The 15,561-nt window shown below is 39.9% G+C and carries 18 protein-coding genes; 7 read left to right on the top strand and 11 right to left on the bottom strand.

The features are described from left to right. Position 1: 1 nt before the first annotated feature. The 3 genes from THETH_RS01350 to THETH_RS01340 are packed head-to-tail and all read right to left on the bottom strand — an operon-like array spanning position 2 to position 1,955. Positions 2 to 643 (bottom strand): MBL fold metallo-hydrolase, encoded by a 642-nt coding sequence (locus tag THETH_RS01350; protein ID WP_407635679.1) that lies wholly within the window; start codon positions 641 to 643, stop codon positions 2 to 4. Beyond that, positions 643 to 1,344: an undecaprenyl-diphosphate phosphatase gene (locus tag THETH_RS01345; RefSeq protein WP_157723365.1), complete on the bottom strand. Its 702-nt coding sequence runs from the start codon at positions 1,342 to 1,344 to the stop codon at positions 643 to 645. Before THETH_RS01345 ends, THETH_RS01350 begins: the two co-directional genes overlap by 1 nt. Before the next feature lie 8 nt (positions 1,345 to 1,352). Continuing rightward, entirely contained in the window at positions 1,353 to 1,955 is a 603-nt protein-coding gene (locus tag THETH_RS01340) for a CBS domain-containing protein (protein ID WP_013931592.1), read from the bottom strand. Between the two features lie 493 nt (positions 1,956 to 2,448). On the opposite strand from THETH_RS01340, the gene minD reads away from it, so the two are divergent. From minD to THETH_RS01325, 3 genes are read left to right on the top strand one after another with little or no spacing between them, the layout of a single operon-like run. Continuing rightward, complete coding sequence (gene minD / locus THETH_RS01335) at positions 2,449 to 3,264, top strand: septum site-determining protein MinD (RefSeq protein ID WP_013931591.1); 816 nt, start codon at positions 2,449 to 2,451, stop codon at positions 3,262 to 3,264. 6 nt (positions 3,265 to 3,270) lie between these two features. Next, positions 3,271 to 3,543, top strand: a complete 273-nt coding sequence (locus tag THETH_RS01330; RefSeq protein WP_013931590.1) for a cell division topological specificity factor MinE — start codon at positions 3,271 to 3,273, stop codon at positions 3,541 to 3,543. Further along, positions 3,540 to 3,950 (top strand): secondary thiamine-phosphate synthase enzyme YjbQ, encoded by a 411-nt coding sequence (locus THETH_RS01325; RefSeq protein WP_041446341.1) that lies wholly within the window; start codon positions 3,540 to 3,542, stop codon positions 3,948 to 3,950. The genes THETH_RS01330 and THETH_RS01325 overlap by 4 nt, the downstream gene beginning before the upstream one ends. A gap of 38 nt (positions 3,951 to 3,988) precedes the next feature. On the opposite strand, the gene THETH_RS01320 is transcribed toward THETH_RS01325, so the two are convergent. The 5 genes from THETH_RS01320 to THETH_RS01300 are packed head-to-tail and all read right to left on the bottom strand — an operon-like array spanning position 3,989 to position 8,889. Beyond that, positions 3,989 to 5,119, bottom strand: a complete 1,131-nt coding sequence (locus tag THETH_RS01320; protein WP_013931588.1) for a type III PLP-dependent enzyme — start codon at positions 5,117 to 5,119, stop codon at positions 3,989 to 3,991. A gap of 5 nt (positions 5,120 to 5,124) precedes the next feature. Then, a complete protein-coding gene (locus tag THETH_RS01315) occupies positions 5,125 to 6,075 on the bottom strand; it encodes a GAF domain-containing protein (protein WP_013931587.1) in 951 nt (316 codons plus the stop codon). 4 nt (positions 6,076 to 6,079) lie between these two features. After that, positions 6,080 to 6,496, bottom strand: a complete 417-nt coding sequence (locus tag THETH_RS01310) for an RrF2 family transcriptional regulator (RefSeq protein ID WP_013931586.1) — start codon at positions 6,494 to 6,496, stop codon at positions 6,080 to 6,082. A gap of 21 nt (positions 6,497 to 6,517) precedes the next feature. After that, positions 6,518 to 8,230, bottom strand: coding sequence for a 3D domain-containing protein (locus tag THETH_RS01305; RefSeq protein WP_013931585.1), 1,713 nt, complete (start codon positions 8,228 to 8,230; stop codon positions 6,518 to 6,520). Further along, positions 8,227 to 8,889 (bottom strand): DUF2225 domain-containing protein, encoded by a 663-nt coding sequence (locus THETH_RS01300; RefSeq protein WP_013931584.1) that lies wholly within the window; start codon positions 8,887 to 8,889, stop codon positions 8,227 to 8,229. Before THETH_RS01300 ends, THETH_RS01305 begins: the two co-directional genes overlap by 4 nt. A gap of 264 nt (positions 8,890 to 9,153) precedes the next feature. On the opposite strand from THETH_RS01300, the gene THETH_RS01295 reads away from it, so the two are divergent. Both THETH_RS01295 and THETH_RS10430 read left to right on the top strand, forming a co-directional pair. After that, positions 9,154 to 9,441: a hypothetical protein gene (locus THETH_RS01295; protein WP_013931582.1), complete on the top strand. Its 288-nt coding sequence runs from the start codon at positions 9,154 to 9,156 to the stop codon at positions 9,439 to 9,441. Continuing rightward, positions 9,416 to 9,604, top strand: coding sequence for a hypothetical protein (locus THETH_RS10430; protein ID WP_013931581.1), 189 nt, complete (start codon positions 9,416 to 9,418; stop codon positions 9,602 to 9,604). Before THETH_RS01295 ends, THETH_RS10430 begins: the two co-directional genes overlap by 26 nt. A 231-nt stretch (positions 9,605 to 9,835) precedes the next feature. Here the strand turns inward: THETH_RS10430 and ftsY are convergent, their stop codons facing one another. Then, positions 9,836 to 10,720, bottom strand: a complete 885-nt coding sequence (gene ftsY / locus THETH_RS01290; RefSeq protein ID WP_013931580.1) for a signal recognition particle-docking protein FtsY — start codon at positions 10,718 to 10,720, stop codon at positions 9,836 to 9,838. Between the two features lie 4 nt (positions 10,721 to 10,724). Beyond that, complete coding sequence (locus tag THETH_RS01285) at positions 10,725 to 12,449, bottom strand: proline--tRNA ligase (RefSeq protein WP_013931579.1); 1,725 nt, start codon at positions 12,447 to 12,449, stop codon at positions 10,725 to 10,727. A gap of 88 nt (positions 12,450 to 12,537) precedes the next feature. Between THETH_RS01285 and THETH_RS01280 the strand changes: the two genes are divergently transcribed. After that, positions 12,538 to 13,044 carry an NUDIX hydrolase gene (locus tag THETH_RS01280; protein WP_041446340.1) on the top strand — a complete coding sequence of 169 codons (507 nt, stop codon included), beginning with the start codon at positions 12,538 to 12,540 and terminating at the stop codon, positions 13,042 to 13,044. Beyond that, on the top strand, positions 13,041 to 14,216 hold the full coding sequence (gene folP / locus THETH_RS01275) for a dihydropteroate synthase (RefSeq protein WP_013931577.1): 1,176 nt from the start codon (positions 13,041 to 13,043) through the stop codon (positions 14,214 to 14,216). Before THETH_RS01280 ends, folP begins: the two co-directional genes overlap by 4 nt. Positions 14,217 to 14,245: 29 nt before the next feature. On the opposite strand, the gene THETH_RS01270 is transcribed toward folP, so the two are convergent. Then, the gene (locus THETH_RS01270) at positions 14,246 to 15,529 is read right to left on the bottom strand and encodes a dicarboxylate/amino acid:cation symporter (protein WP_407635678.1); all 1,284 of its coding nucleotides are present in this window, start codon (positions 15,527 to 15,529) and stop codon (positions 14,246 to 14,248) included. Between the last annotated feature and the right edge of the window lie 32 nt (positions 15,530 to 15,561).

The following is a 15,561-nucleotide window of genomic DNA, read 5'->3' as shown; positions in this document are numbered from 1 at the left end:
TTCACCCTCTTTCTTTTTGCCCCACTTTCAAAGGCTCACCGTGTGGAAAAACAATCCAATCGCAGTTTTTTGACATTTCTCTTATAAATTTCGCCGCATCGTCGTTTCTGTAACCTTTGATCATTTCGTAGTAATCGATCCTGGTCAGACATATATCTCCTGTCACAAAAACCTTCCCCATGTTCTCAGTTTCAATCAAAAACGAAAGGTGATCCGAAGAATGATACGGCGTAAAATAAACATTGACGCAATTAAACAACGTTTCTCCACCCTTTAGAGTTTGAACTTGTTTCCAAGAATATACAACGTTTGAATACAATTTACCAGATAATGGCCCAAAGTCAGCGTACTTTCTTTCCAAAGCTTTTTCGTGAACGTAAACTGTAGCATTTTTGAAGAAAACCGTGTTGAATATGTGATCCATATGAACATGTGTTATCAAAATGTCTGAAACATCTTCTGGTTTGATGTTCTTCTCCATCAAAACCTTTTCCAAAGCTTCATAGGCAGGAAAGCCACCAGGATCAATCAAAATAAGCCTTTTTTCATCGTACAAAAGGCATACTGTTGAATAAGGAGCAAAAACATAAGGGCTTACCCTGATCGTTCCACCTGGTATTAACACTTCAAATTTCACATGCATCACCTCAAAAGATAACTCATCAAAGCCACCACGAGACAATAAACTGAAAACACCTTAAGTTTGTTCGCAAGTACGATTTTTCTTAGAACAAAAAGTGCAACCAATCCTGAAACAAAACTAAGTAAAAGAAGATACAAATCTGCTATTTTGAAAGTTTCGGCTTTCAACAATCCGGCACCAGTTATAGCTGGTATTGCGAGCAAAAAGGAATATCCCAAAGAATCTTTTTTGTCAAAACCAAGGAGTATTGCAGCAGCTATGGTTGCACCGCTTCTTGATACTCCCGGAAAAATTGCAGCAGCTTGAAAGATTCCTATGATCAAAGAGTCCAAAGCTTTCATTTCTTCCATCGTTTTTGAACCATTTTTTGCGCTTGCCAAAGCCAAGAGCAAAGCAGTTATGCAAAAGAATACCGGTAAATATTCCAACTTTTGAAAAGTCTTTTCGATTATTTCATCAAATGCAATTCCAATCAAAGCAGCCGGCAGAGTTGACAAAATCACAAGGAAAATCAACCTTGGTTTCTTTAAAACTCGTAGGATATGTTTTGCTGCAAAAATCAAAATTGCAAGCAGTGTTCCAAGATGAAGCAAAACAGTTAGGGAAACATCGGTTTCTACCTTAAAAAGGTTTCCAAGCAAGACTATATGCCCAGAGCTTGAAACAGGCAAAAACTCGGTAGCACCTTGAACTAAGGCTATTATTGCTTTCAGAAGCCTTCCTCCTTTGCCAGTTTTTCGTACTTTACTCCATACGTTTGTAGGACCTTTTCCACTACTTTTGGATCTTTTATATCGACTTTTATCGAAACTCTTCTATAACCGTTGTCCTTGACAGTGTTAACTGCCAACACATTCATCTTATTTTCCGCCAAAACATCTAGTACCTTTTTCAATTCTCCAGGTTTGTCTTCAAGCTTCAAAAGGATTCTCGTTCCAGGTTCATCCATAGCGGTCATGGCGACAAAAGCATCCAAAATCTCTGATAAAGTCAAAACACCTTTCATAACGAGGTTTTTATCGACAACAGCTAGACAAGTTTCATGTGACTCTCTAAACGTTAAAGCAACCTCTTCGATGTAACTGTCCTCGTAGACGTAATAATCTGGAAAAGCCACAAAGCTGTCAACAGGTGAATCCATTTGTACTTCAGCAATGTTTGCACGGTAAACAAATCCTTGGAAAACATTGTTCTCATCCAAAAGCACGCAATAATCAGTTCTGTTTTTCCTCATAACTGAAAGTGCTTCTTGAACAGTTGCACCTGTTTTTACATGTGGAAAATCAGGATTCATCCAATACTTTGCCAACATATTACCGCCCCTTTCTATGAAATTTTCTACCACAATATTTTATCCCATAGTTAGTAGAAATACATAATAAAGGGTGGTAGAAAACTTTTTTCAAACAACGAAAAAGCAGTTCTAATCAGCAAAATCGTTCAACTAGATAGTGGTAGAAAAAGTGGTAGAAAACTGGTAGATAAGTGGTAGAAAACTTCCAAAAAACTCTTCAAAAGCGAAAAAATAGGTGGTAGAAAACTTCTAATAAACATTTTGAAAGCAAAATCGTTTATTGGTGAAAATCGTCTAACATTTAATCACTGCAAAAATATTGGCTATTCATGAGCATTTAAAGATTTCTACCACTAAAAAATCGTTTATTCATGTGGTGTTTAGAAGTTTTCTACCACTTCACCAAAATATTGACAAAGTTTTCTACCACCACAATATCTTGTATGTCAAGCACTAAAAAAGATCATGTGGTAAAATTTATTGAAAAAGAATTTTCAAAGGTGGTGGTAGCGTGGCAAAGGTTTTCGTTGTCACCTCTGGGAAGGGTGGCGTAGGTAAGACAACCATCACGGCAAATTTAGGTTGTACCCTCGCAAAATTTGGAGAAAAGGTTTGCTTGATAGATGCGGATATCGGTTTGAAAAACTTGGACGTTGTTCTTGGATTAGAAAACCGCGTGGTTTACACCTTACTGGATGTTGTGAATGGAAAAGTTAGTCCCCAGGATGCTCTTGTTAGACATAAACAAATTAGGAATTTGTACTTGCTCGCAGCATCACAAGTTGCAACCAAAGAAATGGTATCGCCGGAGGATATGAAAGCCATCGTGAAAAGTTTGTATCCAAACTTCGATTACATAATAATCGATTCTCCCGCCGGGATAGAAAGAGGTTTTAGAAACGCTGTGGCTCCGGCCGAACAAGCTTTGATCGTAACCACACCGGAAATACCAGCCATATCTGATGCTGACAGAGTGGTCGGTTTGCTTGAAAATTTTGGATTCACCGAAAAAACGATGAAGGTAATTTTGAACCGATTCAAAATAAAAATGGTTAAGGCGGGAGAAATGCTAACTCAAGAGGATGTCAAAGCTACCTTGGCCTTGGACATCATAGGTATTGTGCCCGATTCCGAAGAGGTTATCATAGCTACGAACAAAGGTCTTCCTGTGGTTTTAAACGGTGATTTTGGGATTTCAAAGGTTTTTGAAAACATAGCAAAAAGGATCAAGGGAGAAGACATTCCACTGGAGGAAGACATCGCTCAGATGTCTGAAAAAGGTTTTCTGACCTTTTTCAAAAACCTCTTCGGAAGGAAAAGGGGATGATACAAAATGTGGTTGTTTGGATTGTTCAAAAGAAGAAAGAAGGAAAAAAGCAGAGAAACGGCGTACAAAAGGTTGGAAGCAATTTTACAGCGTCGAAGACCTGTCGCAGTGACAGAAATCGTTCCAAAAAGTGAGTTTGAAGAAAATTCTGAAAAAATCAAGGAGAAAATCATCTCTTGGGTTAGCGATACTTTCAAGGTAGACCCGCAAAAAGTGAAAGTCGATTTTGAAGAGCACAATGGGTATATAGTGATAATAACAAACGTCATGTTCGAATGAGGGTGAAAAACGTGAAAGTTCTGAACGTAAGAACTTCTCAAAGAGACGAATTTGTGGATATAACGAGCATGGTGCAGCGAATAGTTGATGAATCAGGAGTTAAAAGTGGTATTTGTGTTGTTTTTGTTCCCCATACTACTGCCGGTGTAACTATCAACGAAGGTTATGATCAATCTGTGAAATTTGATATATTGAAAAAATTGTCCCAACTTGTTCCTTTGAACGATAACTATAGGCATTCAGAAGGTAACTCAGATTCACACATAAAAGCCTCTTTGATTGGAAGTTCAGTTTGTGTGCCCATCTTCGACGGGAAACTCACCCTTGGAACTTGGCAAAGGATTTTCTTATGCGAATTCGATGGACCTAGAAGTAGAACTGTTTATGTTCAAATTGTTCAAGCTTAAATTTAAAAAAATTCCCCACCCGAGCGGGTGGGGAAAAATTATGTGAGGTCTTGGACAAAATACACTTTTGGAGATGGTATACCGTTAAAGTTTGTTCCATACTCAACGGTGTAAGCCCCTGCGTTGATGAAGTAAACTATGTCATCAAGAGTTATGTTGTAAGGAAGCATGGCATCGTCATAGATTTTGTCCACGCTATCACAAGTTGGTCCTGCAAGAACGAATGGCATCTTCTTTTCTTCTTCCTTTCCCTCGACAACCAGTTCGTACCTGAAATTTTCAATTGTTTCCATCAACCCATGGAAAACCCCCGCGTCCAAGTAAACCCATTCCTCGCTTCCCCTTTGGCACCTTAAGATTACCCTACTTACGAGTATTCCTGCATCTCCAACCATTGATCTTCCAGGTTCGGCAAAAATGGTAAGATTCCTCACATTTGGTAGGTACTCGTTAACTGCTTGCAGAACGGTTTGACCAATTTCCTCAACTGTTGGAATTGGCTTTAAATGTTTCACCGGTATTCCTCCACCGATGTCTAAAATCGACAGTTCAATACCAAAATTTCTTTCCACCCAGTAGAAAATTTTTGCGACATTTTCAATTGCGTTTGACCAACTTTTTGGATTGTAGTTTTGTGAACCAACATGAAAGCTTACACCAACGGGTTTAAGTCTCAGTTTCTGTGCATAACCAAGCAAGTCAACAGCTGTTAGCATATCCGTTCCAAACTTTCTCGACAAGGGCCAATCGCTGTGCTTGTTTTCCACAGCTACTCTGACAACTATCTGTGAACCGGGAGCGTTTTCTGCGATCTTTTCAAGCTCCATTGGACAATCGGCTACAAAAAGCCTTAGACCAATTCTGTAAGCTTCGGCTATATCCTTTTCTCTCTTCATAGGGTTGGCAAAGATCATCCTATCTGGTGTGACTCCAAGCTCGAGCAGTTTCTTTATTTCACCTATGGAAGCAACATCAAAGTTACTTCCAAGGTTTCTGAGCCTTTCAAGAATTCTGACATGGCTGTTGGCTTTGACTGCGTAAAAGATCTTACAGCCTGGTATGGCATTTTGAAGTTTTCTGTAGTTTTGCTCAACGATGTCTAGATCCATGATCAAAAAAGGTGTCTCAAAAGTTTTAGCAGCCTTTCGAACAGCATCTGTTATCTCCACAAAAATCACTCCTTGAACTTCTCAGAAAGCTTTTCACAAATTTTGTTCAAGAAAATCTTATCAAACTCATCAAATGGACTAAGTAGATGGCTGTCGATGTCGAGTTCTCCAACGATCTTTCCATCAACTTTGATTGGCACAACTATTTCTGATTTCACCTTCGGGCTGCACGAAAGATAATTTGTTTCTTTCGAAACGTCTTGAACGACAAACGTCATACCAGTTGCGGCAGCTTGCCCGCAAATACCTTTTCCAAATGGAATTCTCACATGTTCCGTCGGTTCTCCTCTGTAGGGACCTAGAACAAGTTCGTTTGGTTTCTCCTTGTCAACCAGATAAAATCCAACCCAGTTGTAGTAAGAGATGTTTTCATAGAGAACAGAACATATATCCTCCAGGGCTTTTTGAAGGTTGTTTTTGTCAATGATTTTCAGAAGAGTTGGCAACAATTCTTCGAAAATTTTTTCTTTTTCAACAAAGTTTCCAAATTTTTCGCCTTTTCTAAAACCAATTGTTGCTTGATAGGCAACGTGTGGAAGCTGTTCTAAAATTTTCTTGTTTTCGAGTGATACCAAGTCGATCAATATCACCGCTTGTTGTTTTCCTTCAACCACAGTCCAATCTGCTTTTCCCAAAAGTCCTGCAAGGAAGATGGAGAAATCTTCTTTTTCAAGCTGGAAAACGTCTGGTTTATGCGAAACAAGTTGCGAGCAGAGGTACTTGTTTTCACGTTGAATGATTTGCCACTTTTGATACAACTTATCCAAAAACCTTCTTTCAAAGGACAAAAGGATTTGTTTTACGGTTTCTTCATTCAATCCAAACAACTTTTCGTAATTTTCAATCAAAGGTTCATGCCTTTTCTTGTAGATTTTCCAATAGTCAAACCACTGATTTTTATCGTACCTGAGTATCTCAAAAAAATCTTGAGAGATGTTTTCAACTATGTTTCTCATGTTTTCACTCCTTATGACAATTGTCAACGAGTTCTTGAAGTGTGATCGATTTTAACGTCGAAATGATATTGTTCCAAAGTCTTCTCCAAACTAGATTTCTTATTGCGCAACTTTCTGGATCTGAGCAGCATTCCTCATCAAAGTTGCACTTGATTATTTTCTGTGGTTCATCAACAGCCGCCATTATTTCAAAAACACTCATTTCATTTGCTGGTTTTGTCAACTGGTAACCACCTTTTCTTCCACGAGCCGAAACAATCAAATTTGCGCGCCTAAGATCTGATACTATTTTTTCAGCAAATTCCTTCGGCACCTTTGCTTCCTTTAAAATGTTTGTTAGTGAAACTGGATTATTCTGCCCGCAACCTGCAAGGTGCATCATTATTCTAAGTGCGTACTCGCTTTTAACCGTTATGCCCAACCCTTCACACCTCCTTTTTACTCACTTGCTTGTCACAATGTATACATCAACGAAAGAACGCATGTTGGCACGAGCTTGTGCCAAATCGTTCAAATAAATATCAATAATTCTTCCTTTGATCGCCAAGCCGGTGTCTTCAACAACAAAAAAGCCATTGTTGGGTTTGTCTGAAAACTGAGGAATGTAAACCACTGTACCAAGCGGTAAAACAGAAGGATCAGCTGCCAACGTCCACCAATTTTTTGGAATCGTTCCAGCTGTGGTGATCCTAAAAGTGGGATGCTCTGGAAGTTTTCCATCTTCCCACTCGGTGTAATAGGTTGCCTCAAACTGACCAGCGTACTTGAAAATAATTCTGAACGGGTCTTTTGGTTCTCCATCTATCCATATTTCAAAGTGAAAAATACGGTCAACGGTTCCAACAAATTGACCTATTCCTACCCACTGTCCCTGCGAAACTTCCACGGTTGACAAGTTTCCATAAACGGCAAGAATCCCGTTGCCGTGGTCAATTCGAACCCAATAACCATCATCTTTTAGGATATTGACAACCTTTCCTGGCAGAATCGCTCTAACTTTTGTCGGTTGATCCACGTAGATTTCCACGCCAGTTCTAACTCCTCCACCTACGGGTTGTCCAAAGGAAGACAAAACATTTTTTGGATCTACTGGAACATCCAATGGATATCTGAAAAGCGAGGATGGATCATCTATCGGTATCTTGAGTCTTTGACCAACCAGTAAGCGGTTTGGATCTTGAAGTTGATTTAGTTCGACTATTTGCTTGATTTTGTCCGCTCCAAATCCATAGGCGCGAGCAATTGCAGACAAAGTATCGCCGGGTTTTACAACGTAAGTGATGTAACCTTGATCAAGTTTTAAAAATCTATCTCTATCGTACTCTCTGACCAAACCTCTTAGATATTCCAATTCGTTGGTCAACTGTCTTACAAGAGCTGTGGTGTTGGCGATGTAATTTTGAAGATCAGAACTTGTGCCGCTGTAAACAGTTCTTTGTTGAAACTCAAAAAACCTTTTGTCCATTTCCCTGCGAAGATTACTTTCCAACTCCCTTAAACTAACTCTTAATTGGTTGATGTCGCTTTCCAATTTTGAAATGTTTGTAGGAGAGCCGTCGGACATAGCAACTAAGTTTTCTACAGAACTTTCTAGAGCTTTAATTCTTGCTTCAAGTTCAAGCGCCTGGTTTATTTGATTCCTTATCGAAATCAAAGAGTTTGTTAAACTATCAAGTCTTTCTGCTATTTCACGTGCATTAACCTGCTCAAGAAGAATTTGTGTTTCACGCACGAATTTTTCGTAGGCCAATTGTTGTTGCTTTTGAGCAGCCTCAAGGTCCCCAAGTTTGTATATCAATTCTCTAATATCAGATATATTCAAAGCCACCGAAAGTTGACTGAACCTCATTTCAAGTGAGCTAAGTCGCGACAAAATTTTATCCACATCTTCTTGGGAAACTGTTGGGGTTGTTCTTTGAAGATCCAGCATTCTTTTGGCGTAAGCTATTTCCTCGCTCAGCCTGTTGATTTCTTCTTGCAACTTTTGAACTTCTTGTCGGGTTGCGTTTTGATTTCTCTCAATCTGCATGAGTTTGTATTCAAGATCGTCCAATCTTCGGTTTAGCTTTTCCATCACGTCTCTGTCGTATTGCATACATGATGTCAGTATCAATATCAAAAAAGGAAGGATGAAGATCAATGATTTTACTTTCACTTTTCGCTGGCAACCTCCTGCCATTGAGTTCTTGCAAGTTTTACGTACAAAGAATTTGAACCACCATAGGTTTTAATAAGTTGTGAGAACCATTTGATCGCATCCTTTTTGTTTCCAAGTCTCCTGTTTATTTCTCCAAGATAGAATAAAACCATAGCTTGCTGTTCGTCGCTCAAAGCTTCTTTTGTGTAACTTTCAAGGAAAAAATTCAATGCGCTTTTCAAGGCTTTCTTCTCTTCTTCCTCGCTGCCAAATTCTCTGTAAAGCCAAGCAAGCTTTAGGTAAGCTTCAGCTGTTTTTAAAGGTTTTTCCATCAGCATGTAAACTGCCGTCATTATGGTGTAAATCGATATGCCATCTTTGAGCGTTCTGTTTTCGCTCAAGTCAATTTTCACAGCGTTTTTCAACTTAGCTGTGAGCTTTTTGAGCTTTTCGAGTACCTCTGGCTTTACGGGTTTTCCAAAATCTTCTTCAAAAGTAGTGTAAAAGCAATTTGGACAAGTTATTGGTTGAAAAAGGAGGTAGTTAACTCCTTCGTAGGTGGGCTTAAGATCGCTGTCACGATCCTTTATTCTTATCGCATCCGTAAAAACTCTAACAGCTTCAAATGTCGTTCCACAAACAAGACACACTAGAGATTTTTTCCAAAAAGTAGGCAACCAAAACCCTCCAAATCATTTTTACCGGAGAGATTATAGCACCCGTTTTGTTGGAAGATATTTAGCAATTGGATTAATTTCATCTGAATTTTTAACGTATATAGTGGAGGTGTCAACTTAAGCCGGGAAATACGATAAAATAAACAAAAACCAACTCTTCTCACCGAAAGGAGGTTCCCGTGAATATGAAAGTTACAACAACAAATATCACCGAGTACCTATACCAAATTATACCAAACCTTTTTCAAAGACAAAGAGTTCCACATGAGGCGAAAGTATGAACTTGCATTAAGGAAGGCAGCAGCCATAATTGGAGTCAGTCATGAAGCCTTGAGGAAATGGTGGGCAAGAATGAAAGAAGAGATATTTGCTGAGAAGATAGAAGGCAATGCAGTAGTAGCTATAGACGAGATGAAGGTGAACATAAATGAGGTTAAGAGGAAGAAAGTGATCTATGCGTTGGTCAGTAAGACACGAGAGAAAGGCAAAGCAAGGGCCATGGTACTGGGAAGCGAGAAAAAAGAATATGGGATATTGGGAACACGAGCATGAGAGGTTTGGGGAAAGAAGTCTTGTTGAGAGTGTGATAGGGATAAAAAGGTACAGGCTGAGGCGTTTTAACATAAGCAGGTTATGGTACAAGAGGAGGGATGAGGACATAGTGAAGTGGCTATTTCCATTTCTTCTATTAGTACAGTTTTCCTTCTTAAGTTGACAGGTCCATTTTCATACGCTTTCCTTCAACGTTGCCACTTGTAGCGCTTTCTCGAACTCTTTCGTTCCAAACTGCTGTGTGGATACTGTACGTAATGCTTTTCTCTTTGGTTGACAAAAGTTTAGAGAATTGTATCCTTGTTCTGCTCACAAGTGCCTCTGCAGAAATTCTTGCCTTTTTCCCTGAACTGGTATGTTTGATGATATCGACTGCCTTAAGTTGATAGGTCCGTTATTCAAGTAAAGCTTCCACAAACAGTGTTGGATCGAAAGGTTTGAAATCCTCCAAACTTTCTCCAACACCTATGAACTTTATTGGAACGCCGAGCTCTTTCTTTATCGCAAGGGCTATTCCTCCTTTTGCCGTACCATCGAGTTTTGTCAGAATTATACCGGTTATGTTCACCATTTCCTTGAAAACTTTTGCTTGAACAAGACCGTTTTGCCCTGTCGTTGCGTCTATCACAAGCAATACCTCGTGGGGGGCATTTTCAACAACCTTTCCAACAACTCTGTGTATTTTTCGAAGTTCTTCCATAAGGTTCTTTTTTGTATGAAGTCTTCCGGCTGTATCTATTATCACCACATCCTTTTCTTTAGCCTTTGCGTGATTTACCGCATCGAAGGCTACGGCAGCCGGGTCTGCGCCTTCACTGTGTGCTATTACTGTACAATTTATTCTTTTACCCCATTCTTGAAGTTGTTCGATGGCAGCTGCTCTGAAGGTGTCCGCGGCGGCAAGAACCACTGTTTTGCCAAGATTTTGAAAATAGGCGCCAAGTTTTGCCACGCTGGTTGTTTTTCCTGTCCCGTTGACACCCACAACCATTATCACAAAAGGTTTTGCATTCGGAACAACAAGTTGATTTCCATTTGAAAGAATTTCCACAAGCACTTTTTTCAACGTTTCAAGCGCATCTTCTGTGTTTTCTTTTTCAAGCTTTTGAAGAATCTCTTGGGTTGTTTCATAGCCCACGTCTGCCATTATCAGTTTCTCTTCAAGTTGCTCGAGCAATTCTTGATCTATTTTTTTGCCTTTTAAAAGTTTCCCAAGTCCCTCAAAAATACTTTTTCGAGTTTTTTCAAGGCTTGCTTTCAATTTTTCGAAAAATCCCATTTTTTCACTCCCTCTTGTGTGGATCGTAATCATCGAGCATTTTGATAGCCATTTCAACCACTTTTTCCAAATCTGCTGAAACTTTCTCGTGCTTTTTGGAATTTCTCAGCTTTAGTTCCACAGAACCATCGGCAAGACTTTTTCCAACGGTGATTCTCAATGGAAAGCCTATCAAATCGGCATCTTTGAACTTCATGCCAGGTGAAATTTCCCTATCATCGATAATCACATCGATCTTTTCTTTCAGTCTGTTGTACAAGGCCTCAGCAAAACTTTTTTGTTTTTCGTCGTTAACCGAAACGATCGTGATTATCGCCTCAAACGGTGCAACAGAACGTGGCCATATTATCCCGTCTTCGTCGTTCAACTGTTCAACAACGGCTGCCATAGTTCTTGAAACACCCCAACCATAACACCCCATTATGAACGGTTTTAACTCTCCCTTTTCATCCATGTACATAGCGTTCATGGCTTTTGAGTACTTTGTGCCAAGTTTGAAAACATGGCCAAGCTCGATACCTTTGGAACCTGATAGCGGCTTTCCACAAATTGGGCATGGATCGTTCGGTTCAACAACTCTAAGATCTGCAAAGATGTCTACTTTGAAATCTCTTCCAAGGTTTGTATTCACGTAGTGATAATCGGTTTTCATTCCGCCAACAACGACGTTCTTCATGTATTTGACTCCGTAATCTGCGACGATCGTAACGTTGTTCAAACCAACTGGCCCGATGAAGCCTATCGGCACCTTGAAGGCTTCCAAAACTTCTTCTGGCTCAGCTAACCTCAAAGATTGATCTTGCATCTGTACCTTGAGTTTTTCAACATTCAGCTCTTTGTCGCCTTGGATCAAAGCCATGACAAAACCGTTTCTTCCAACAAAAAGCAGTGATTTAACTATCCTGGAAGGTTTTACTCCAAGAAAATCTGCTACCTGCTGAACGGTGCGAACATTTGGTGTATGAACAAGGGTCAAAGGTTTTTCCTCTTCTTCGTACTTTTCGTAATCTCCCTTGTACGGTGCTTGTTCATCATTTGATGCATATCCACAGCTTTCACACTTTAAAAGGTTCGTTTCACCAATTGGTGCAAAACTGACAAATTCGTGTGATTCACTTCCTCCAATCGCACCGGATGCAGCTTCAACAACTGTGTATTTCAAACCTATTCTTTCGATGATTCGACTATAGGCTTGTTTACATGCTTCGTAAGTTTCGTTCAACGATTCATAGCTGTCGTGAAAACTATAACCATCCTTCATTATGAACTCTCTTGCGCGAAGCAAGCCAAACCTCGGCCTAATTTCGTCTCTATACTTCAAACCAATCTGATAGAGAAAAACGGGCAATTGCTTGTAGGATCGAAGTTCGTCTTTCACAAGGAAAGTGACCATTTCCTCGTGTGTTGGACCAAGCGTGAAATCTCTGTTGTGCCTGTCTTTCAATTTCATCATTTCAGGACCATAGTCTTCCCATCTTCCAGTCATCTGCCACAGTTCAGCTGGTTGAATTATGGGCATCAAAATCTCCTGGGCTCCTATTCTGTCCATCTCTTCCCTGATGATTTTTTCTATTTTCGCCAAAGTTCTTTTTCCAAGGGGCAAAAAGTTGTAAACACCAGCCGCAGCTTTTCTTATAAAGCCAGCTCTGTAAAGCAAAGCATGACTTACAACCTCCGCATCACCAGGTGTTTCCTTCAAAGTAGGTGCATAAAGCTTACTAAACCTCACCTGCATACACCTCCACTCGTCTTATTTGGATTATAGCTGTTAAATGTGAAAAAAAGCAAGGGTATAATTTCTTGGAAAGGTGAATAAGATGAGAAAAAATTTGGCAGCCGTTTGTGTTCCATTAATATACATTCAAAAGGAACCTCACATTGTTTTCGTAAAAAGATCAAGAAAACTAAAGCGTCATCCTGGGCAAATTGGTTTCCCAGGAGGATTTGTTGAGAAAGAAGAATCGGCTGAAAAAGCTGCTTTGAGAGAACTTAAAGAAGAGATAGGTGTTCCTCCAAACTATGTTGAAGTTCTAGCAAAATTGAAAATCGTCACAACGACAACTACGAATATAAAAATAGAACCATTTTTGGTTCTTGTGAAAACACGTATTTTCAATTTGAACAAAAGAGAAGTTGATGAAATCTATTTTGTAAGCTTTCAGCTTTTTGAGCAAATCGAACCAGAACAAGTTACTTTGTCAAAAAACCGTTCAACAATTAGGTATCGTTTACCTGGTTTGGTAATTTGGGGTGCAACTGCAAGGATAATCAAAAATTCTTTGGAGGATATAAAGAAAGTTTTAAAGGAGGTCAAAGAAAAATGAGTTTTCTCGTTACAAAGCTTGATGAACCATTGGCGGGTTTGGACAAAATAGGGGTTGATCCTGCTTCCATACCGATTTTTCAAAAAAAAGGGCAATTCATAGGACTTTTGATATACGACGTTCCTGTGATAGCGGCAAATGTGATCAAGCAAGAAATGCTTGCTGCCGGTGGGGACGCAGCTGTTCACAGAAGTGCGATAACTCACAAGATTGAAAAAACAAACGTTTTGACTTTGGGAACGCTTGCGCAACACGATAAAGTCATAAGAAAACTTGCCATGATGCCCTATTGGGGATTAGACCTGATTTCGCAGGCTATGAAAGAATGTCTATATAGTGAGATGCCGAAGGAGATGCCATTACCAAATGGAAAGAAGCTAGTTTTTGATAGAACCCTTATCATGGGAATAGTCAACGTCACCCCAGATTCATTCTACGCTGCAAGCAGAGTTCAAAAAGATCAACTTCTTGACTATGTTGCCAAAATGGTCCAAAACGGTGTTGACATAGTTGACATCGGTGGCGAATCGACAAGACCTGGATCAGATCGAGTACCTCTTGATGAAGAGCTGAACAGGGTTTTGCCTGCCATCGAACTTGTCAAGGCAAATTTTGACGTAATCATCTCCGTCGATACTTACAAATCCAAAGTGGCAGAAGAAGCCTTAAAACTCGGTGTTCACATCGTGAACGACATAAGCGCTTTGCGGTTTGATGGAAAAATGCTGGAGGTTGTTTTGAAATACAAACCTGCAGTTATTTTGATGCACATGAAAGGTGAACCGAAGACCATGCAGCAAAATCCATACTATGAAGATGTTGTTAAAGAAATTCTTGAATTCTTTGTTGAAAGGATAAGTCTGCTAAAAAAGTATGGACTTGATGATAGGGTAATAATAGACCCAGGAATTGGTTTTGGAAAACGTTTTGAGGACAACATAGAGATACTCAAAAGGCTCGATCAATTCAAGTCGTTGAAAGTACCACTCTTGATAGGACATTCGAGAAAATCTTTCATCGGACATGCTTTAGGAGGTATTCCAGCCGAAGAAAGGTTGTTTGGAACCCTTGCTGTAACTGCTTACTGCGTCATGAAGAAAGTAAACATACTGAGAGTTCATGATGTGGCAGAAAACCTTCAGATTGTAAAAATGATAAGTCAATTGATATGAAAAGGGGCTGCGGTTGCAGCCCCTTTTTGTCATTTCCACTTTGATAGATCAAGTTCACCTTCTGTTTTTGCTACAATTGAGGTACCAACCAAATCTCCAGTAACATTTAAACAAGTTCTTCCCATGTCAAGTAAAGCATCAATTCCAAGGATCATCGCGTAAGCTGCTGCAACTCTTGTTCCAGGATCAACTTTGAAGCCAACAGAGTTTAGAACCATAAGCAACATTATCGCTCCAGCACCAGGTACACCAGCTGTGCCTATTGAAGCAAGAGTAGCCGTGATTATAACGGTCAATTGTTGTGTAAAAGTCAAATTTGCACCAACTGCAAAGGCTATGAACAACGTACAAACTCCTTGATAGATAACTGTTCCATCCATGTTTATTGTTGCACCAAGAGGTAATGTGAAAGAAGAAATTCCCCTTGGTATACCAAGTTCATCGGCGTTCTTCAAGGTAATAGGTAGGGTACCACTTGAACTTCTTGTCACAAAAGCAGTTAACATAGCTTCTTTTGCACCTTTGAGAAACCTAGTGAAAGACAAGCCAAAAATTCTCAAAGCAATTCCATAAACCACAAACAAATGCACTGCGAGGGTAATGTAAACCGTCAAAGTCACCATGCCAAGCGGTCCGAAAGCTTTGGCGCCTTGGTTTCCAAACACAACGGCTATCAAAGCAAAAACACCGATCGGTGCATACTCTAAAATACCCCGGACTATTTTGTACATCGTTTCAGCTGCTGCATCGCAGAATTTGAAAATTAACGTTGCACCTTCGCTGAGTCGTTCCTCTTTGCTGTCCCTCAAGTACGAGAGTGATATCCCGAACACAAGTGCAAAGAAGATTATAGGCAAAACATCTCCTTTTGCAAGGGAATCAACAGGGTTGGTTGGTACAATATTCAAAAGTGTTTGAATTAAAGAAGGTTGTGTCAATTGTCTTCCAGGAGCTTCGCCCGGCAGTGTTATACCAAGACCTGGCTTGAAGATATTCGCCATGATCAAACCTATTGAGACAGCAAGAACGGTTGTTATAAGGTAGTAAACCATTATCTTGACTCCAACTTTACCAAGTTTGGAAGGTCTTATACTTGCTGCGCCCGCTACCAACGAGAAAAATATGACTGGTACAACTATCATCCTGAGTAATCTGATGAACAAATCACCTAAGGGAGAGATAACCTGAATCTTCGGTCCAACTATCAGCCCAACAATCGCTCCAAGGATCAAGCCGATGAGAATCCTCACAAGGACGTTTGTACCAAAGTACCAGCCAAAGATTCTGCCTTTGCCTTTTGCCAACTGCTCCACCCCCCAGTTAAGGAATCACAAATAGATTATAG

The organism is Pseudothermotoga thermarum DSM 5069 (genome assembly GCF_000217815.1).
Lineage (GTDB): Bacteria > Thermotogota > Thermotogae > Thermotogales > DSM-5069 > Pseudothermotoga > Pseudothermotoga thermarum.
This window is presented reverse-complemented; position numbering and strand designations above follow the sequence as displayed.

Excerpts from the sequence above, each read along its gene's own strand:
- THETH_RS01350 (WP_407635679.1), bottom strand. The coding sequence starts at position 643 with ATGCATGTGAAATTTGAAGTGTTAATACCAGGTGGAACGATCAGGGTA.
- THETH_RS01340 (WP_013931592.1), bottom strand. The coding sequence starts at position 1,955 with ATGTTGGCAAAGTATTGGATGAATCCTGATTTTCCACATGTAAAAACA.
- THETH_RS01330 (WP_013931590.1), top strand. The coding sequence starts at position 3,271 with ATGTGGTTGTTTGGATTGTTCAAAAGAAGAAAGAAGGAAAAAAGCAGA.
- THETH_RS01325 (WP_041446341.1), top strand. The coding sequence starts at position 3,540 with ATGAGGGTGAAAAACGTGAAAGTTCTGAACGTAAGAACTTCTCAAAGA.
- THETH_RS01315 (WP_013931587.1), bottom strand. The coding sequence starts at position 6,075 with ATGAGAAACATAGTTGAAAACATCTCTCAAGATTTTTTTGAGATACTC.
- THETH_RS01295 (WP_013931582.1), top strand. The coding sequence starts at position 9,154 with ATGAGGCGAAAGTATGAACTTGCATTAAGGAAGGCAGCAGCCATAATT.
- THETH_RS10430 (WP_013931581.1), top strand. The coding sequence starts at position 9,416 with ATGGGATATTGGGAACACGAGCATGAGAGGTTTGGGGAAAGAAGTCTT.
- ftsY (WP_013931580.1), bottom strand. The coding sequence starts at position 10,720 with ATGGGATTTTTCGAAAAATTGAAAGCAAGCCTTGAAAAAACTCGAAAA.
- THETH_RS01280 (WP_041446340.1), top strand. The coding sequence starts at position 12,538 with ATGAGAAAAAATTTGGCAGCCGTTTGTGTTCCATTAATATACATTCAA.
- folP (WP_013931577.1), top strand. The coding sequence starts at position 13,041 with ATGAGTTTTCTCGTTACAAAGCTTGATGAACCATTGGCGGGTTTGGAC.